13 protein-coding genes, 1 tRNA gene and 1 pseudogene are annotated in these 18,215 nt (G+C 61.7%); all 15 read left to right on the forward strand.

The window, feature by feature from the left end:
- Positions 1–90, forward strand: a pseudogene (locus tag HWX07_RS36440) (elongation factor Tu); the annotation flags it as partial.
- Between the two features lie 59 nt (positions 91–149).
- Positions 150–225: transfer RNA gene (locus HWX07_RS36445), tRNA-Trp, on the forward strand.
- Between the two features lie 42 nt (positions 226–267).
- Entirely contained in the window at positions 268–648 is a 381-nt protein-coding gene (secE, locus tag HWX07_RS36450) for a preprotein translocase subunit SecE (RefSeq protein WP_006477202.1), read from the forward strand.
- 1 nt (position 649) lies between these two features.
- Positions 650–1,207: a transcription termination/antitermination protein NusG gene (nusG, locus tag HWX07_RS36455; RefSeq protein WP_006400672.1), complete on the forward strand. Its 558-nt coding sequence runs from the start codon at positions 650–652 to the stop codon at positions 1,205–1,207.
- A 141-nt stretch (positions 1,208–1,348) separates the two neighbouring features.
- The gene (gene rplK, locus HWX07_RS36460; RefSeq protein ID WP_006477201.1) at positions 1,349–1,780 is read left to right on the forward strand and encodes a 50S ribosomal protein L11; all 432 of its coding nucleotides are present in this window, start codon (positions 1,349–1,351) and stop codon (positions 1,778–1,780) included.
- On the forward strand, positions 1,781–2,479 hold the full coding sequence (rplA, locus tag HWX07_RS36465; protein ID WP_006482906.1) for a 50S ribosomal protein L1: 699 nt from the start codon (positions 1,781–1,783) through the stop codon (positions 2,477–2,479).
- Positions 2,480–2,787: 308 nt separating this feature from the next.
- The gene (gene rplJ, locus HWX07_RS36470; RefSeq protein WP_011546647.1) at positions 2,788–3,285 is read left to right on the forward strand and encodes a 50S ribosomal protein L10; all 498 of its coding nucleotides are present in this window, start codon (positions 2,788–2,790) and stop codon (positions 3,283–3,285) included.
- 63 nt (positions 3,286–3,348) lie between these two features.
- Complete coding sequence (gene rplL, locus HWX07_RS36475) at positions 3,349–3,723, forward strand: 50S ribosomal protein L7/L12 (protein WP_006477198.1); 375 nt, start codon at positions 3,349–3,351, stop codon at positions 3,721–3,723.
- 381 nt (positions 3,724–4,104) lie between these two features.
- Positions 4,105–8,211, forward strand: a complete 4,107-nt coding sequence (gene rpoB / locus HWX07_RS36480) for a DNA-directed RNA polymerase subunit beta (protein ID WP_175879468.1) — start codon at positions 4,105–4,107, stop codon at positions 8,209–8,211.
- A gap of 21 nt (positions 8,212–8,232) precedes the next feature.
- Positions 8,233–12,474 carry a DNA-directed RNA polymerase subunit beta' gene (gene rpoC / locus HWX07_RS36485; protein ID WP_011546645.1) on the forward strand — a complete coding sequence of 1,414 codons (4,242 nt, stop codon included), beginning with the start codon at positions 8,233–8,235 and terminating at the stop codon, positions 12,472–12,474.
- 277 nt (positions 12,475–12,751) lie between these two features.
- The gene (gene recQ / locus HWX07_RS36490) at positions 12,752–14,599 is read left to right on the forward strand and encodes a DNA helicase RecQ (RefSeq protein ID WP_175879469.1); all 1,848 of its coding nucleotides are present in this window, start codon (positions 12,752–12,754) and stop codon (positions 14,597–14,599) included.
- A gap of 226 nt (positions 14,600–14,825) precedes the next feature.
- Positions 14,826–15,206 carry a 30S ribosomal protein S12 gene (gene rpsL, locus HWX07_RS36495; RefSeq protein WP_006400662.1) on the forward strand — a complete coding sequence of 127 codons (381 nt, stop codon included), beginning with the start codon at positions 14,826–14,828 and terminating at the stop codon, positions 15,204–15,206.
- Positions 15,207–15,378: 172 nt separating this feature from the next.
- On the forward strand, positions 15,379–15,849 hold the full coding sequence (rpsG, locus tag HWX07_RS36500; RefSeq protein ID WP_006477195.1) for a 30S ribosomal protein S7: 471 nt from the start codon (positions 15,379–15,381) through the stop codon (positions 15,847–15,849).
- Between the two features lie 123 nt (positions 15,850–15,972).
- Complete coding sequence (gene fusA / locus HWX07_RS36505; protein ID WP_006482929.1) at positions 15,973–18,075, forward strand: elongation factor G; 2,103 nt, start codon at positions 15,973–15,975, stop codon at positions 18,073–18,075.
- A gap of 41 nt (positions 18,076–18,116) precedes the next feature.
- Positions 18,117–18,215: GTP-binding protein (locus tag HWX07_RS36510; RefSeq protein ID WP_033453371.1), on the forward strand; the 99-nt coding region annotated here is incomplete at its 3' end.

Consider the following 18,215-nt stretch of genomic DNA (forward strand, 5'->3'; position numbering starts at 1 on the left):
CCGATCGCGATGGAAGAGGGTCTGCGCTTCGCGATCCGCGAAGGTGGCCGTACCGTCGGCGCCGGCGTCGTCGCCAAGATCATCGAGTAAGCCAGTTATTCGTTGATCGACAGTTTTGGGGCTGGCATCAGCCGGCCCCAACATGGTTTAGGGGTATAGCTCAACTGGCAGAGCGTCGGTCTCCAAAACCGAAGGTTGGGGGTTCGATTCCCTCTGCCCCTGCCAAAAATCGCCACGTGTCCCACGTGGCATTTGTTTTAAGGTGTTATGGCGAATCCATCCGTCGAAACTGTAAATACCTCCGGCGATAAGCTGATGCTGGCCCTGGGCGTATTGCTGGTGTTGGCCGGATTCGTGGGCTTCTTCTGGCTGACCAATCAGCAGTGGTATGTCCGCGGTGCCGCGTTGGCGGTAGGTATCATCGCCGGCGTGGCCGTCGGGCTGATGTCCGCCCCTGGCAAGAGCCTCATCGCGTTTGCCAAGGATTCGTACAAGGAAGTCCGGAAGGTCGTATGGCCCACCCGCAAGGAAGCAACGCAAACCACACTCGTCGTGTTCGGTTTCGTGCTCGTGATGGCGATTTTCCTCTGGTTGAGCGACAAATCGATCGAATGGGTGATTTTCTCGGCGATTCTGGGTTGGAAATGATATGAGCGATACTCCGGCATCCCCGAGCGGAAAACGTTGGTACGTCGTGCACGCCTACTCCGGCATGGAGAAGAGCGTGCAACGTGCGCTTCAGGAGCGTATCGAACGTGCTGGCATGCAGGACAAATTCGGTCAGATCCTGGTCCCGACCGAAGAAGTGGTCGAAGTCAAAGGCGGCCACAAGGCTGTGACCGAGCGTCGTTTCTTCCCCGGCTACGTGCTGGTGGAAATGGAAATGACGGACGAAACGTGGCACCTCGTGAAGAACACCGCGAAGGTCACCGGTTTCGTCGGCGGTGCGCGTAACCGCCCGACCCCGATTTCCCCGAAGGAAGTCGAGAAGATCATGTCGCAGATGCAGGAAGGCGTCGAAAAACCGCGCCCGAAGACCCTGTTCGAAGTCGGCGAGATGGTGCGTGTCAAGGAAGGCCCGTTCACGGACTTCAACGGCACCGTCGAAGAAGTCAACTACGAGAAATCGCGCGTGCGTGTGTCGGTCACCATTTTTGGCCGCTCCACCCCGGTCGAACTCGAGTTTGGCCAGGTCGAAAAAGTTTGATCCCGATTCGGTGGGCAGCCTCGGCTGCCCACCTTCGCGCTTACGGCCCGCGTCATGGTCGTTGAGGAGCGTCAGTAGCCAGCGGCGAAAGCGCGTTATCACTCACCGAACGCCTTCCCCGGCGTTCCAATGAGGTTTCAAATGGCAAAGAAGATTATCGGCTTTATCAAGCTGCAGATCCCTGCAGGTAAAGCCAACCCGTCGCCGCCGGTCGGTCCGGCACTGGGCCAGCGCGGCCTGAACATCATGGAGTTCTGCAAGGCGTTCAACGCGCAGACTCAAGGCATGGAGCCGGGTCTGCCGGTGCCGGTGGTCATCACGGCATTCGCTGACAAGAGCTTCACGTTCGTGATGAAGACGCCGCCGGCGACCGTCCTGATCAAGAAGGCGGCGAAGGTGGACAAGGGCTCGAGCAAGCCGCACACCGACAAGGTCGGTTCGATCACGCGCGCTCAAGCCGAAGAAATCGCGAAGACCAAGATGCCGGACCTTACGGCAGCTGATCTGGACGCAGCCGTTCGCACCATCGCTGGTAGCGCACGCTCGATGGGTATCACTGTGGAGGGCGTGTAAATGGCTAAGATCTCCAAGCGCCGTCAGGCATTTGCCGCCAAGGTTGATCGTCAGAAGCTGTACGCGATCGAAGACGCACTGAGCCTCGTGAAGGAATGCGCGAGCGCGAAGTTCGACGAGTCGATCGACGTCGCAGTCCAGCTCGGCATCGATGCGAAGAAGTCGGACCAGGTCGTTCGTGGTTCGGTCGTTCTGCCGGCAGGTACGGGCAAGTCGGTTCGCGTTGCCGTGTTCGCGCAAGGCGAAAAGGCCGAGCAGGCACGTGCAGCAGGCGCGGAAATCGTCGGTATGGAAGACCTGGCTGAGCAGATCAAGGCTGGCCAGATGGACTTCGACATCGTGATCGCTTCGCCGGACACGATGCGTATCGTCGGTACGCTCGGCCAGATCCTCGGCCCGCGCGGCCTGATGCCGAACCCGAAGGTCGGTACGGTCACGCCGGACGTCGCGACCGCCGTCAAGAACGCAAAGGCTGGTCAGGTGCAATTCCGTGTCGACAAGGCCGGTATCATCCACGCGACCATCGGCCGTGCATCGTTCGAGCCGACCGCGCTGCGTTCGAACCTGTCGGCGCTGATCGAAGCGCTGCAGAAGGCGAAGCCGGCAACGAGCAAGGGCGTGTACCTGCGCAAGATCGCACTGTCGAGCACGATGGGCGTCGGCGTGCGCGTCGACCAGGCTACGCTGGCAGCGCAGTAAGCAAGTATTCGGGCCGCTTCGTTCGCGAGGCGGCCTACATGGGCTTTGGGCGGTTGTTCGTGCAGTAGGGCGAACAACCGGTTATCAAAGACCGTTGGTGGGGCGCAGCAGGCAGGCGATCCCTTAATTCAAGCCAACGCAGATGGCGAACCCGAAAAAGTTTTGCAGTGGTGAAGCCGCAGGCCGCGAAGCGATTCGCGGCGTGAGGTGGAAATACTCCTAACGAGGTCGGACGCCGTTGTTGAACGAGGTACGTGAGGTTTCGGCCATACCGGCCGCGTCGAACGTATCGTTTCTGGAGGCTAACCGTGCCGCTTAATAGAGAAGACAAGCAAGCCGTCGTCGCTGAGGTTTCCGCGCAAGTCGCGAAGGCCCAGACCGTTGTGCTGGCTGAGTATCGTGGAATTGCGGTTGGCGATCTGACCAAGCTGCGCGCGAAAGCGCGTGAGCAACAGGTTTACCTGCGCGTGTTGAAGAACACGCTGGCGCGTCGCGCCGTCGAAGGTACGCCTTTTGCTCCGCTGGCAGAGCAGATGACTGGTCCGCTGATCTACGGCATCTCGGAAGATGCCATTGCCGCTGCTAAGGTCGTCAACGACTTCAGCAAGAGCAATGAAAAGTTGGTCATCAAGGCTGGTTCGTTCGATGGCAAGGTGATGGACAAGGCTGGCGTGCAAGCGCTGGCAAGCATCCCGAGCCGCGAAGAACTGCTCTCGAAGCTGCTGTTCGTTATGCAATCGCCTGTTTCGGGCTTCGCGCGTGCTCTCGCCGCGCTGGCCGAGAAGAAGCAAGCGGAAGCTGCATAAGCGAACGTGCATCAGCGTTACTGATCGCTGGCTGTATCCGAATTCAATTTAGGAGTATTTCAAATGGCAATCGCAAAAGAAGACATCCTGGCAGCAGTCGAAGGGATGACCGTTCTGGAACTGAACGAACTGGTCAAGGCGTTCGAAGAGAAGTTTGGCGTGTCGGCAGCTGCAGTGGCAGTCGCTGGCCCGGCAGGCGGCGGCGCAGCTGCTGCAGCAGAAGAGAAGACCGAATTCACGGTCGTCCTGGCTGAAGCCGGCGCAAACAAGGTGTCGGTCATCAAGGCCGTTCGCGAACTGACGGGCCTGGGCCTGAAGGAAGCGAAGGACCTGGTTGACGGCGCACCGAAGCCCGTCAAGGAAGGCGTCGACAAGGCTGCTGCTGAAGAAGCCAAGAAGAAGCTGGAAGAAGCTGGCGCGAAGGTCGAAGTCAAGTAAGTTTCGGCGCGCTGTGCGAAGGCTGGCGGTATTTTCACCGCCGGCCTTTTTGTGCTTTGTGGGGTCGTTATTCTGGCACTCATTCGGGAGCCCGAATAATCGGCCCCAGAAGCCAAAGAAAACCGCCTGATCGTTGTGATGGATCACTCACGATTGGCGGTTCTCTTTGTCTTCTGAAGCGACTGCAGAAGGCAAGTTTGGTCGGGTAGCGGGCAACACAGGCATCCGCTGCCGTCAGCCAGCGGTTGGTAGCGGCCAACCACCAAGCTTCTCGGCTCGTTCAAGCCGTCGAACGGCCATCGGGTCTCAGTCGGTGAACACTCGGGTTTGAAACGTCCAGGTATTCCGCCTCGATAGCACCCGCCGTGATTCGGAGATCGTATGCAATATTCCTTCACCGAGAAGAAGCGCATTCGCAAGAGTTTCGCGAAGCGCCCCATCGTTCACCAAGTTCCGTTCTTGCTGGCTACCCAGCTTGAATCATTCAGCACGTTTCTGCAAGCCGATGTGCCCGCGACGCAACGTAAGCCCGAGGGTTTGCAGGCCGCGTTCACGTCGGTATTTCCCATTGTTTCGCACAACGGTTTCGCGCGCCTCGAGTTCGTGAGCTATGCGCTGTCCTCGCCGGCATTCAACATCAAGGAATGCCAGCAGCGAGGCCTGACGTACTGCTCCGCGTTGCGCGCGAAGGTCCGCCTCGTCATCCTCGACAAGGAATCGCCGAACAAGCCGGTCGTCAAGGAAGTGAAGGAGCAGGAAGTGTACATGGGCGAAATTCCGCTCATGACGCCGACGGGCTCGTTCGTCATCAACGGCACCGAGCGTGTCATCGTCTCGCAGCTGCACCGTTCGCCGGGCGTGTTCTTCGAACACGACAAGGGCAAGACGCACAGCTCGGGCAAGCTGCTGTTCTCGGCACGGATCATTCCGTACCGCGGCTCGTGGCTCGACTTCGAATTCGATCCGAAGGACATCCTGTACTTCCGCGTCGACCGTCGCCGCAAGATGCCGGTCACGATCCTGCTGAAGGCCATCGGCCTGACGCCGGAACAGATCCTCGCGAACTTCTTCGTGTTCGACAACTTCACGCTGATGGACGAAGGCGCGCAACTCGAGTTCGTGCCTGAGCGCCTGCGTGGTGAAGTCGCGCGTTTCGACATCACGGATCGCGACGGCAAGGTCATCGTCCAGAAGGACAAGCGGATCAACGCGAAGCACATTCGTGACCTCGAAGCCGCGAAGACCAAGTTCATCTCGGTGCCGGAAGACTATCTGCTCGGCCGCGTGCTGGCGAAGAACGTCGTCGACGGCGACACTGGCGAAGTGATCGCGAGCGCGAACGACGAAGTCACGGAAAGCGTGCTCGAGAAGCTGCGCGAAGCGGGCATCAAGGACATCCAGACGCTCTACACGAACGATCTGGACCAGGGCCCGTACATCTCGTCGACGCTGCGTGTCGACGAAACGACCGACAAGACGGCCGCGCGCATCGCGATCTACCGCATGATGCGTCCGGGCGAGCCGCCGACCGAAGAAGCGGTCGAGGCGCTGTTCAACCGTCTGTTCTACAGCGAAGAAGCGTACGACCTGTCGAAGGTCGGCCGTATGAAGTTCAACCGCCGCGTCGGCCGCGACGAGATCGTCGGCCCGATGACGCTGCAGGACGACGACATCCTCGCGACGATCAAGATCCTCGTCGAGCTGCGCAACGGCAAGGGCGAAGTGGACGACATCGACCACCTCGGCAACCGTCGTGTGCGTTGTGTCGGCGAACTGGCGGAAAACCAGTTCCGCGCGGGTCTCGTGCGTGTCGAGCGCGCGGTCAAGGAACGCCTCGGCCAGGCCGAAAGCGAAAACCTGATGCCGCACGACCTGATCAACTCGAAGCCGATTTCGTCGGCGATCCGCGAGTTCTTCGGTTCGTCGCAGCTGTCGCAGTTCATGGACCAGACCAACCCGCTGTCGGAAATCACGCACAAGCGCCGTGTTTCCGCACTGGGCCCGGGCGGTCTGACGCGCGAGCGCGCAGGCTTCGAAGTCCGCGACGTGCACCCGACCCACTACGGCCGCGTGTGCCCGATCGAAACGCCGGAAGGTCCGAACATCGGCCTGATCAACTCGCTCGCACTGTACGCGCACCTGAACGAGTACGGCTTCCTCGAGACGCCGTACCGCAAGGTCGTGGACAGCAAGGTGACCGACCAGATCGACTACCTGTCGGCGATCGAGGAAGGCCGCTACATGATCGCTCAGGCGAACGCCGCGATCGACGAGAACGGCACGCTGATCGACGAACTCGTGTCGTCGCGCGAAGCCGGCGAAACGATGATGGTCACGCCGGATCGTATCCAGTACATGGACGTCGCGCCGTCGCAGATCGTGTCGGTCGCAGCCTCGCTGATCCCGTTCCTCGAGCACGATGACGCGAACCGCGCGCTGATGGGTTCGAACATGCAGCGTCAGGCCGTGCCGTGTCTGCGTCCGGAAAAGCCGGTCGTTGGTACGGGCATCGAGCGCACCTGCGCGGTCGACTCGGGTACGACGGTCCAGGCGTTCCGCGGCGGTGTGGTCGATTACGTCGACGCAGGCCGTATCGTGATTCGCGTGAACGACGACGAAGCGGTCGCGGGTGAAGTCGGTGTCGACATCTACAACCTGATCAAGTACACGCGTTCGAACCAGAACACGAACATCAACCAGCGTCCGATCGTGAAGATGGGCGACAAGGTCTCGCGCGGCGACGTGCTGGCCGACGGCGCCTCGACGGACCTGGGTGAGCTCGCGCTCGGCCAGAACATGCTGATCGCGTTCATGCCGTGGAACGGCTACAACTTCGAGGATTCGATCCTGATCTCGGAGAAGGTGGTCGCGGACGATCGCTACACGTCGATCCACATCGAAGAGCTGAACGTCGTTGCACGCGACACGAAGCTCGGGCCGGAAGAAATCACGCGCGACATCTCGAACCTGGCGGAAGTCCAGCTCGGCCGTCTCGACGAATCGGGCATCGTGTACATCGGTGCTGAAGTCGAAGCAGGCGACGTGCTGGTCGGCAAGGTCACGCCGAAGGGCGAGACCCAGCTGACGCCGGAAGAGAAGCTGCTGCGCGCGATCTTCGGCGAGAAGGCTTCGGACGTGAAGGACACGTCGCTGCGCGTGCCGTCGGGCATGAGCGGCACCGTGATCGACGTCCAGGTGTTCACGCGTGAAGGCATCCAGCGCGACAAGCGTGCGCAACAGATCATCGACGACGAACTGAAGCGCTACCGTCTCGACCTGAACGACCAGCTGCGCATCGTGGAAGGCGACGCGTTCCAGCGTCTCGCACGCATGCTCGTGGGCAAGGTCGCGAACGGCGGTCCGAAGAAGCTCGCGAAGGGCACGAAGATCGACCAGGCTTACCTGGAAGACCTCGACCACTACCACTGGTTCGACATCCGCCTCGCGGACGACGAAGCAGCGGCGCAGCTCGAAGCGATCAAGAACTCGATCGAAGAGAAGCGTCACCAGTTCGATCTCGCGTTCGAAGAGAAGCGCAAGAAGCTCACGCAAGGCGACGAACTGCCGCCGGGCGTGCTGAAGATGGTCAAGGTGTACCTCGCGGTGAAGCGCCGTCTGCAGCCTGGCGACAAGATGGCAGGCCGTCACGGTAACAAGGGTGTCGTGTCGAAGATCGTCCCGATCGAAGACATGCCGTACATGGCCGATGGCCGTCCGGCAGACGTCGTGCTGAACCCGCTCGGCGTGCCGTCGCGGATGAACGTGGGTCAGGTTCTGGAAGTGCACCTCGGCTGGGCCGCGAAGGGCCTCGGCTGGCGTATCGGCGAAATGCTGCAGCGTCAGGCGAAGATCGAGGAACTGCGCACGTTCCTGACGAAGATCTACAACGAGTCGGGCCGCCAGGAAGATCTGGAAAGCTTCACCGACGACGAGATCCTCGAACTCGCGAAGAACCTGCGCGAAGGCGTGCCGTTCGCGACGCCGGTGTTCGACGGTGCGACCGAGGAAGAAATGGGCAAGATGCTCGACCTCGCGTTCCCGGACGACATCGCCGAACAGCTCGGCATGAACCCGTCGAAGAACCAGGTCCGCCTGTACGACGGCCGCACGGGTGAAATGTTCGAACGTCGCGTGACGCTCGGCTACATGCACTACCTGAAGCTGCACCACTTGGTCGACGACAAGATGCACGCACGTTCGACCGGCCCGTACTCGCTCGTCACGCAGCAGCCGCTGGGTGGTAAGGCGCAGTTCGGTGGCCAGCGTTTCGGTGAAATGGAAGTGTGGGCGCTCGAAGCGTACGGCGCGTCCTACGTGCTGCAGGAAATGCTGACGGTGAAGTCGGACGACGTGACCGGCCGGACGAAGGTGTACGAAAACCTCGTCAAGGGCGATCACGTGATCGATGCAGGCATGCCGGAATCCTTCAACGTGCTCGTGAAGGAAATCCGCTCGCTCGGTATCGATATCGATCTCGACCGCAATTAATCGGACTACGGAGAGAAAGCAATGAAAGCTCTGCTCGATCTATTCAAGCAAGTCCAACAGGAAGAAGTTTTCGACGCGATCAAGATCGGTCTGGCCTCGCCTGACAAGATCCGTTCGTGGTCGTTCGGCGAAGTGAAGAAGCCGGAGACCATCAACTACCGTACGTTCAAGCCGGAACGCGATGGTCTGTTCTGCGCGAAGATCTTCGGGCCGATCAAGGACTACGAGTGCCTGTGCGGCAAGTACAAGCGCCTGAAGCACCGCGGCGTGATCTGCGAGAAGTGCGGCGTCGAAGTGACGCTGGCGAAGGTGCGTCGCGAACGGATGGGCCACATCGAGCTGGCCTCGCCGGTCGCGCACATCTGGTTCCTGAAGTCGCTGCCGTCGCGTCTGGGCATGGTGCTCGACATGACGCTGCGCGACATCGAACGCGTGCTGTACTTCGAAGCGTACGTGGTGATCGAACCGGGGATGACGCCGCTGAAGGCGCGGCAGATCATGACCGAAGAGGATTACTACAACAAGGTCGAGGAATACGGCGACGAATTCCGTGCCGAAATGGGCGCGGAAGGCGTGCGTGAACTGCTGCGCGCGATCAACATCGACGAGCAGGTCGAGACGCTGCGCACCGAGCTGAAGAACACCGGCTCGGAAGCGAAGATCAAGAAGTACGCGAAGCGCCTGAAGGTCCTCGAGGCATTCCAGCGCTCGGGCATCAAGCCCGAGTGGATGATCCTCGAAGTGCTGCCGGTGCTGCCGCCGGAACTGCGTCCGCTCGTGCCGCTGGATGGCGGCCGTTTCGCGACGTCGGACCTGAACGACCTGTATCGCCGCGTGATCAACCGTAACAACCGGTTGAAGCGTCTGCTCGAGCTGAAGGCGCCTGAAATCATCGTCCGCAACGAAAAGCGGATGCTGCAGGAAGCCGTCGACTCGCTGCTCGACAACGGTCGTCGCGGCAAGGCGATGACGGGCGCGAACAAGCGTCCGCTGAAGTCGCTTGCCGACATGATCAAGGGCAAGGGCGGTCGTTTCCGTCAGAACCTGCTGGGCAAGCGCGTCGACTACTCGGGCCGTTCGGTCATCGTGGTCGGCCCGACGCTGAAGCTGCACCAGTGCGGTCTGCCGAAGCTGATGGCGCTCGAGCTGTTCAAGCCGTTCATCTTCAACAAGCTGGAAGTGATGGGCGTCGCTACGACCATCAAGGCTGCGAAGAAGGAAGTCGAGAACCAGACGCCGGTGGTGTGGGACATCCTCGAAGAGGTGATCCGCGAGCACCCGGTGATGCTGAACCGTGCGCCGACGCTGCACCGTCTCGGTATCCAGGCGTTCGAGCCGGTGCTGATCGAAGGCAAGGCAATCCAGCTGCACCCGCTCGTCTGCGCGGCGTTCAACGCCGACTTCGACGGTGACCAGATGGCCGTTCACGTGCCGCTGTCGCTCGAAGCGCAGATGGAAGCGCGCACGCTGATGCTCGCGTCGAACAACGTGCTGTTCCCGGCCAACGGCGATCCGTCGATCGTGCCGTCGCAGGATATCGTGCTGGGTCTGTACTACGCGACCCGCGAAGCGGTCAACGGCAAGGGCGAAGGCCTGTCGTTCACGGGCGTGTCGGAAGTCATCCGCGCGTACGAGAACAAGGAAGTCGAGCTGGCCTCGCGCGTCAACGTGCGGATCACCGAAATGGTCCACAACGAAGACAAGTCGGAAGGCGCGCCGCCGTTCGTGCCGAAGATCACGCTGTACGCGACGACCGTCGGCCGCGCGATCCTGTCGGAGATCCTGCCGCACGGCCTGCCGTTCTCGGTGCTGAACAAGCCGCTGAAGAAGAAGGAAATCTCGCGCCTGATCAACACGGCATTCCGCAAGTGCGGTCTGCGCGCGACGGTCGTCTTCGCCGACCAGCTGATGCAGTCGGGTTTCCGTCTCGCGACGCGTGCCGGCATTTCGATCTGCGTGGACGACATGCTCGTGCCGCCGCAGAAGGAAACGATCGTCGGCGACGCCGCGAAGAAGGTGAAGGAGTACGACCGCCAGTACATGTCGGGTCTCGTCACCGCGCAGGAGCGCTACAACAACGTGGTCGACATCTGGTCGGCAACGTCGGAAGCGGTCGGCAAGGCGATGATGGAGCAGCTGTCGACGGAGCCGGTGACGGACCGCGACGGCAACGAGACGCGTCAGGAGTCGTTCAACTCGATCTACATGATGGCCGACTCGGGCGCCCGGGGTTCGGCGGTTCAGATTCGTCAGCTGGCAGGTATGCGCGGCCTGATGGCGAAGCCGGACGGCTCGATTATCGAGACGCCGATTACCGCGAACTTCCGCGAAGGTCTGAACGTGTTGCAGTACTTCATCTCGACCCACGGTGCACGTAAGGGTCTGGCTGATACGGCACTGAAGACCGCGAACTCGGGTTACCTGACGCGTCGTCTGGTCGACGTCACGCAGGATCTGGTCGTGGTGGAAGACGATTGCGGCACGTCGAACGGCGTGGCGATGAAGGCGCTGGTCGAAGGCGGTGAAGTCGTCGAAGCGCTGCGCGACCGAATCCTCGGCCGCGTCGCGGTCGCGGACGTCGTGAATCCGGAAACGCAGGAAACGCTGTACGAATCGGGCACGCTGCTCGACGAAACCGCGGTCGAGGAAATCGAACGCCTCGGCATCGACGAAGTGCGCGTGCGCACGCCGCTGACCTGCGAAACGCGTTACGGCCTGTGCGCAGCCTGCTACGGCCGCGACCTCGGCCGCGGCTCGCTCGTGAACGTCGGCGAAGCAGTCGGCGTGATCGCGGCGCAGTCGATCGGTGAACCGGGCACGCAGCTGACGATGCGTACGTTCCACATCGGTGGTGCGGCATCGCGTGCGGCAGTGGCTTCGTCGGTCGAAGCGAAGAGCAACGGTATCGTCCGCTTCACGGCGACGATGCGCTACGTCACGAACGCGAAGGGCGAGCAGATCGTCATTTCCCGTTCGGGCGAAGCGATGATCACCGACGACTTCGGTCGCGAGCGCGAACGTCACAAAGTGCCGTACGGCGCGACGCTGCTGCAGCTCGACGGCGCGACGATCAAGGCCGGCACGCAGCTCGCCACGTGGGACCCGCTGACGCGTCCGATCATCACCGAGTACGGTGGTACGGTGAAGTTCGAGAACGTCGAGGAAGGCGTGACCGTCGCGAAGCAGATCGACGACGTGACCGGCCTGTCGACGCTGGTCGTGATCGACGTGAAGCGCCGCGGTTCGCAGGCTTCGAAGAGCGTGCGTCCGCAGGTGAAGCTGCTCGACGCGAACGGCGAGGAAGTGAAGATCCCGGGCACGGAGCACGCAGTGCAGATCGGCTTCCAGGTCGGCGCACTGATCACCGTGAAGGATGGCCAGCAGGTGCAGGTCGGTGAAGTGCTCGCACGTATCCCGACGGAAGCGCAGAAGACGCGTGACATTACCGGCGGTCTGCCGCGGGTGGCGGAACTGTTCGAAGCGCGTTCGCCGAAGGATGCCGGCATTCTCGCGGAAGTCACCGGTACGACGTCGTTCGGCAAGGACACGAAGGGCAAGCAGCGTCTCGTCATCACGGACCTCGAGGGCAACCAGCACGAGTTCCTGATCGCGAAGGAAAAGCAGGTTCTGGTTCACGATGCCCAAGTCGTCAACAAGGGCGAAATGATCGTGGACGGTCCGGCCGATCCGCACGACATCCTGCGTCTGCAGGGTATCGAGGCGCTGTCGCGCTACATCGTCGACGAAGTGCAGGACGTGTACCGTCTGCAGGGCGTGAAGATCAACGACAAGCACATCGAGGTGATCGTTCGCCAGATGCTGCGTCGTGTGCAGATCACCGACAACGGCGATACGCGCTTCATCCCGGGCGAACAGGTCGAGCGTTCCGACATGCTGGACGAGAACGATCGCATGATCGCCGAGGGCAAGCGTCCGGCTTCGTACGACAACGTGCTGCTCGGTATCACGAAGGCATCGCTGTCGACCGATTCGTTCATCTCCGCGGCATCGTTCCAGGAAACGACCCGCGTGCTGACCGAAGCGGCGATCATGGGCAAGCGCGACGATCTGCGCGGCCTGAAGGAAAACGTGATCGTCGGCCGTCTGATTCCGGCCGGTACGGGTCTCGCGTTCCACAAGGCACGCAAGGCGAAGGAGTCGTCGGATCGCGAGCGTTTCGACCAGATCGCAGCGGAAGAGGCATTCGACTTCGGCACGCCGAGCGCGCCGGCAGAAGAGCCGCAACACCCGGCAGCCGAGTAAGCGCGGCGCGGCGCAAGCCGCGTTGCCTTGCTATCATCGCTGCCACCGAAACCGCCCGGTTCTGCCGGGCGGTTTTTTTTCACCCTTCGTTCACGCGCATGACGTGCCTGTGCCGCGCCGGCGTATGCCCCGCGATCACCTTCGGCATGATCGCGACAGGCCCGTGATGCACGCGAACGAACCCTGACCGAATGGCCAACATCGTGCGATTCGCCACGCGTCGCGCGAGCGGGTTGTTAAAATTGCGGTCATCGTTTAGCCGTCCCTGGTCTCGTTCATGTCCCGCGCCCTCGAAATACTCGACGAAGTCTTTGGTTACTCCGCTTTTCGCGGCCAGCAGGGCGAGATCGTCGAGCACGTCGCCGGCGGCGGCGATTGTCTCGTGCTGATGCCGACTGGCGGCGGCAAGTCGCTGTGCTACCAGATTCCCGCGCTGCTGCGCCGCGAGGCCGGGCAGGGCGCCGGCATCGTCGTGTCGCCGCTGATCGCGCTGATGCAGGACCAGGTCGCCGCGTTGAGCGAAGTCGGCGTGCGTGCGGCCTACCTGAATTCGACGCTGTCGGGCGCCGAGGCGGCGGCCACCGAGCGCGCGCTGCGCGAGGGCGACATCGATCTGCTGTACGTGGCGCCGGAGCGCTTGATGACGGGGCGCTTCCTCGAGCTGCTCGAGCGCGCGAAGATCGGCTTGTTCGCGATCGACGAAGCGCACTGCGTGTCGCAATGGGGGCACGATTTCCGCCCGGAATACATCCAGCTGTCGGTGCTGCACGAGCGCTTCCCGTCGGTGCCGCGCATTGCGCTGACCGCCACGGCCGACGCGATTACGCGCGACGAGATCATCCATCGTCTCGCGCTCGACGACGCGCGCGTGTTCGTGTCGAGCTTCGACCGCCCGAACATCCGCTACCGGATCGTCGAAAAGGACAACGCGCGTTCGCAACTGCTCGACTTCATCCGCGCCGAACACACGAATGCAGACGGCACGACCGACGCCGGCGTCGTCTATTGCCTGTCGCGCCGCAAGGTCGAGGAAACGGCCGAATGGCTGAAGGCGCAGGGCGTGCGCGCGCTGCCGTATCACGCGGGCATGGAGTTCGAGGTGCGGCAGAAGCACCAGGAAATGTTCCAGCGCGAGGAAGGCATCGTGATGTGCGCGACGATCGCATTCGGCATGGGCATCGACAAGCCCGACGTGCGCTTCGTCGCGCACCTCGATTTGCCGAAGAGCGTCGAAGGCTACTACCAGGAAACCGGCCGTGCGGGCCGCGACGGGATGCCCGCGAACGCGTGGATGGCATATGGCCTCGGCGACGTCGTCCAGCAGCGCAAGATGATCGACGAATCCGATGCGGATGACGCGCACAAGCGCGTGCAGACGTCGAAGCTCGACGCGCTGCTCGGGCTGTGTGAGACGATCTCGTGCCGCCGCGTACGGCTGCTGAACTACTTCGGCGAGGCGAGTCAGCCGTGCGGCAACTGCGACACGTGCCTCGAGCCGCCCGATTCGTGGGACGCTACGCGCGAGGCGCAGATGGCGCTGTCGTGCGTGTTCCGCGCGCAGCGCGCGAGCGGCTTCAACTTCGGTGCGAGCCATCTGATCGAGATCCTGCGCGGCGGCCGCACCGAGAAGGTGCTGCAGCGCGGCCATGACCAGTTGAGCACGTTCGGGATCGGCGCGGCGCTGTCCGAGCCCGAGTGGCGCGCGATTTTCCGGCAGCTGGTCGCGTACGGCTACCTGGCCGTCGATCATGGGGGCTTCGGCGCGCTGGTGCTGACCGAGGCCGCGAAGCCGGTGCTGAAGAACGAGGAAAAGGTCACGCTGCGCCGCTACGTGAAGCCGCAGCGCACGCGCCAGTCGTCGAGCCGCAGCGGCACGCGCGTCGACCCGACGGCCGGCATGGGTGCCCGCGAGCGCGCGCGGTGGGACGCGCTGCGCGCATGGCGTGCGGAAACCGCGAAGACGGACGGCGTGCCGGCCTACGTGATCTTCCACGACGCGACGCTCGCCGAAATCGCGCGCAATGCACCGGAGACGATCGACGACCTGCGTCACATCCCCGGCATGGGCGTGCGCAAGCTGGAACGCTTCGGCGACGAGATCATCGACGTCGTCGAATCGGCCTGACACAGCGTTCCGACCCCTCCTGTAAACCCCGCGATCAGCCGGAAAATCACGCAAGCCGTTGACTTAGTTGGTATTTCCGGAATATCATGCTGGGTTCCGGTATTCGGCGGGCCGAGTCGCGTTCGACAGTTCGCACCCGATTCGCCGGTTCGGAAGTCAACTGTGCGCCGATTCTCGCTTTGCCCGAAATCGGCGTGCAGATTTTGTTCAATTTCAGGAATAAACAATGCCAACCATCAACCAACTGGTTCGCAAAGGCCGTCAGTCGGAAACGACGAAGAGCAAGAGCCCGGCCCTGCAGGACTGCCCCCAGCGTCGCGGCGTGTGCACCCGTGTGTACACGACGACGCCGAAGAAGCCTAACTCGGCACTCCGTAAGGTTGCCAAGGTTCGTCTGACGAACGGCTTCGAAGTGATTTCGTACATCGGCGGTGAAGGCCACAACCTGCAGGAACACTCGGTTGTGCTGATCCGCGGCGGCCGTGTGAAGGACTTGCCGGGTGTGCGTTACCACATGGTTCGCGGCTCGCTGGATACCCAGGGCGTCAAGGACCGTAAGCAAGCGCGTTCGAAGTACGGCGCGAAGCGTGCAAAGGCTGCCAAGTAAGCAGTTTTTGATCAGGGATCGCCGCAGGGCGGTCGAGGCGGGAGTGCCGGATTGCCGGTGCTGTCGAGTAAGTGGTCACCCGGCCAAGCTGGTTAGTCGTGAAGATGTGATCGGGTTTGTTGGTGGCCGCGGAGCTGAATCCAGCTCCAACTGAACAAGTAAAGGAAGAATCATGCCGCGTCGTCGCGAAGTCCCCAAGCGGGAAGTGTTGCCGGATCCGAAGTTCGGTAACGTTGATGTTGCCAAGTTCATGAACATGCTGATGCTGTCCGGCAAGAAGTCGGTCGCAGAGCGCATCGTTTATGGCGCATTCGAACAAATCCAGACCAAGGGTGGCAAGGACCCGCTGGAAGTGTTCACGGTTGCGCTCAACAACGTGAAGCCGGTGGTCGAAGTGAAGAGCCGTCGCGTTGGTGGTGCCAACTATCAAGTTCCGGTCGAAGTGCGCCCGTCGCGTCGTATGGCATTGGCGATGCGCTGGCTGCGTGAGGCTGCGAAGAAGCGCAGCGAGAAGTCGATGGCCCTGCGTCTGGCAGGTGAACTCTCCGAAGCGGCCGAAGGCCGTGGCGGCGCGATGAAGAAGCGCGACGAAGTTCACCGCATGGCAGAAGCCAACCGCGCGTTCTCGCATTTCCGTTTCTAAGCGCCTGGCTGGGCTGTTTGCGGAAATAAATTCCGGGCGGGTGCGCTTTTCAGGCGCCTCGCCCGTTTGTGTTGAGGCGTGATGCAGCAGGGCTGCATCACGTCATCCCAGTAGAGGATCAAAGTGGCTCGCAAGACTCCTATCGAGCGCTACCGCAATATCGGTATTAGCGCTCACATCGACGCCGGCAAAACGACGACGACCGAGCGCATTCTGTTTTACACCGGTGTGAACCACAAGATCGGTGAAGTCCACGACGGCGCAGCCACGATGGACTGGATGGAGCAGGAACAGGAACGTGGCATCACGATCACGTCCGCTGCTACCACGGCCTTCTGGAAGGGCATGGGCGGCAACTATCCGGAACACCGCATCAACATCATCGACACCCCGGGCCACGTCGACTTCACGATCGAAGTGGAACGTTCGATGCGCGTGCTCGACGGCGCGTGCATGGTGTACTGCGCAGTGGGCGGCGTGCAGCCGCAGTCGGAAACGGTGTGGCGCCAAGCGAACAAGTACAAGGTGCCGCGTCTCGCGTTCGTCAACAAGATGGACCGTACCGGCGCGAACTTCTTCAAGGTCTACGACCAGCTCCGTCTGCGCCTGAAGGCGAACCCGGTTCCGGTCGTGGTGCCGATCGGCGCGGAAGAAAACTTCAAGGGCGTCGTCGACCTGATCAAGATGAAGGCGATCATTTGGGACGAAGCGTCGCAAGGCACGAAGTTCGACTACGTCGACATCCCGGCCGAGCTCGCGGAAACCTGCAAGGAATGGCGCGAAAAGATGGTCGAAGTGGCTGCCGAAGCCAGCGAAGACCTGATGAACAAGTACCTGGAAGAAGGCGATCTGCCGGAAGCCGACATCGTCAAGGCGCTGCGTGATCGTACGATCGCGTGTGAAATCCAGCCGATGCTGTGCGGTACCGCGTTCAAGAACAAGGGCGTGCAGCGTATGCTCGACGCCGTGATCGATTTCCTGCCGTCGCCGGTCGACATCCCGCCGGTCAAGGGCGAGCTCGAAAACGGTGAAGAAGCGGAGCGCAAGGCGTCGGACGAAGAGAAGTTCTCGTCGCTCGCGTTCAAGATCATGACCGACCCGTTCGTCGGCCAGCTGATCTTCTTCCGTGTGTACTCGGGCGTCGTCAACTCGGGCGACACGCTGCTGAACTCGACCAAGGGCAAGAAGGAACGCCTCGGCCGTATTCTGCAGATGCACGCGAACCAGCGTGAAGAAATCAAGGAAGTCCGCGCGGGCGACATCGCCGCAGCGGTCGGCCTGAAGGAAGCAACCACGGGCGACACGCTGTGCGACCCGGCGAACCCGATCGTTCTCGAACGCATGGTGTTCCCGGAGCCGGTGATTTCGCAGGCAGTCGAGCCGAAGACCAAGGCCGACCAGGAAAAGATGGGCCTCGCACTGAACCGTCTGGCTCAGGAAGACCCGTCGTTCCGCGTGCAGACCGACGAAGAGTCGGGCCAGACCATCATTTCGGGCATGGGCGAGCTCCACCTCGAAATTCTGGTCGACCGGATGAAGCGTGAATTCGGCGTGGAAGCGACCGTCGGCAAGCCGCAGGTTGCGTACCGCGAAACGATCCGTTCGACGGCGAAGGATGTCGACGGCAAGTTCGTCAAGCAGTCGGGTGGTCGCGGCCAGTACGGTCACGCGGTCATCACGCTCGAGCCGAACGAACAAGGCAAGGGCTACGAGTTCTTCGACGAGATCAAGGGTGGTGTGATTCCGCGTGAATACATCCCGGCGGTCGACAAGGGTATCCAGGACACGCTGAAGTCGGGTGTGCTGGCTGGCTTCCCGGTCGTCGACGTGAAGGTTCACCTGACGTTCGGTTCGTACCACGACGTTGACTCGAACGAAAACGCGTTCCGCATGGCCGGTTCGATGGCGTTCAAGGAAGCGATGCGCAAGGCGAACCCGGTCGTCCTCGAGCCGATGATGGCCGTCGAAGTCGAGACGCCGGAAGACTACATGGGCAACGTGATGGGCGACCTGTCGGGCCGTCGCGGCATCGTCCAGGGCATGGAAGACATGGTTGGCGGCGGCAAGATCGTGCGCGCCGAAGTGCCGCTGTCGGAAATGTTCGGTTACTCGACGTCGCTGCGTTCGCTGACGCAAGGTCGTGCAACGTACACGATGGAGTTCAAGCACTACGCTGAAGCTCCGCGCAACGTTGCTGAAGCGATCATCAGCGCGAAGTCGAAGTAAATCTGTAGCTACCCACCGATAATTTTTGAAAGAAGAGAATCATGGCAAAAGGTAAATTTGAGCGGACCAAGCCGCACGTGAACGTTGGTACGATTGGTCACGTTGACCACGGCAAGACGACGCTGACGGCAGCGATCACG

This window comes from Burkholderia sp. BCC0097 (assembly GCF_902832985.1).
Taxonomy (GTDB): domain Bacteria; phylum Pseudomonadota; class Gammaproteobacteria; order Burkholderiales; family Burkholderiaceae; genus Burkholderia; species Burkholderia orbicola.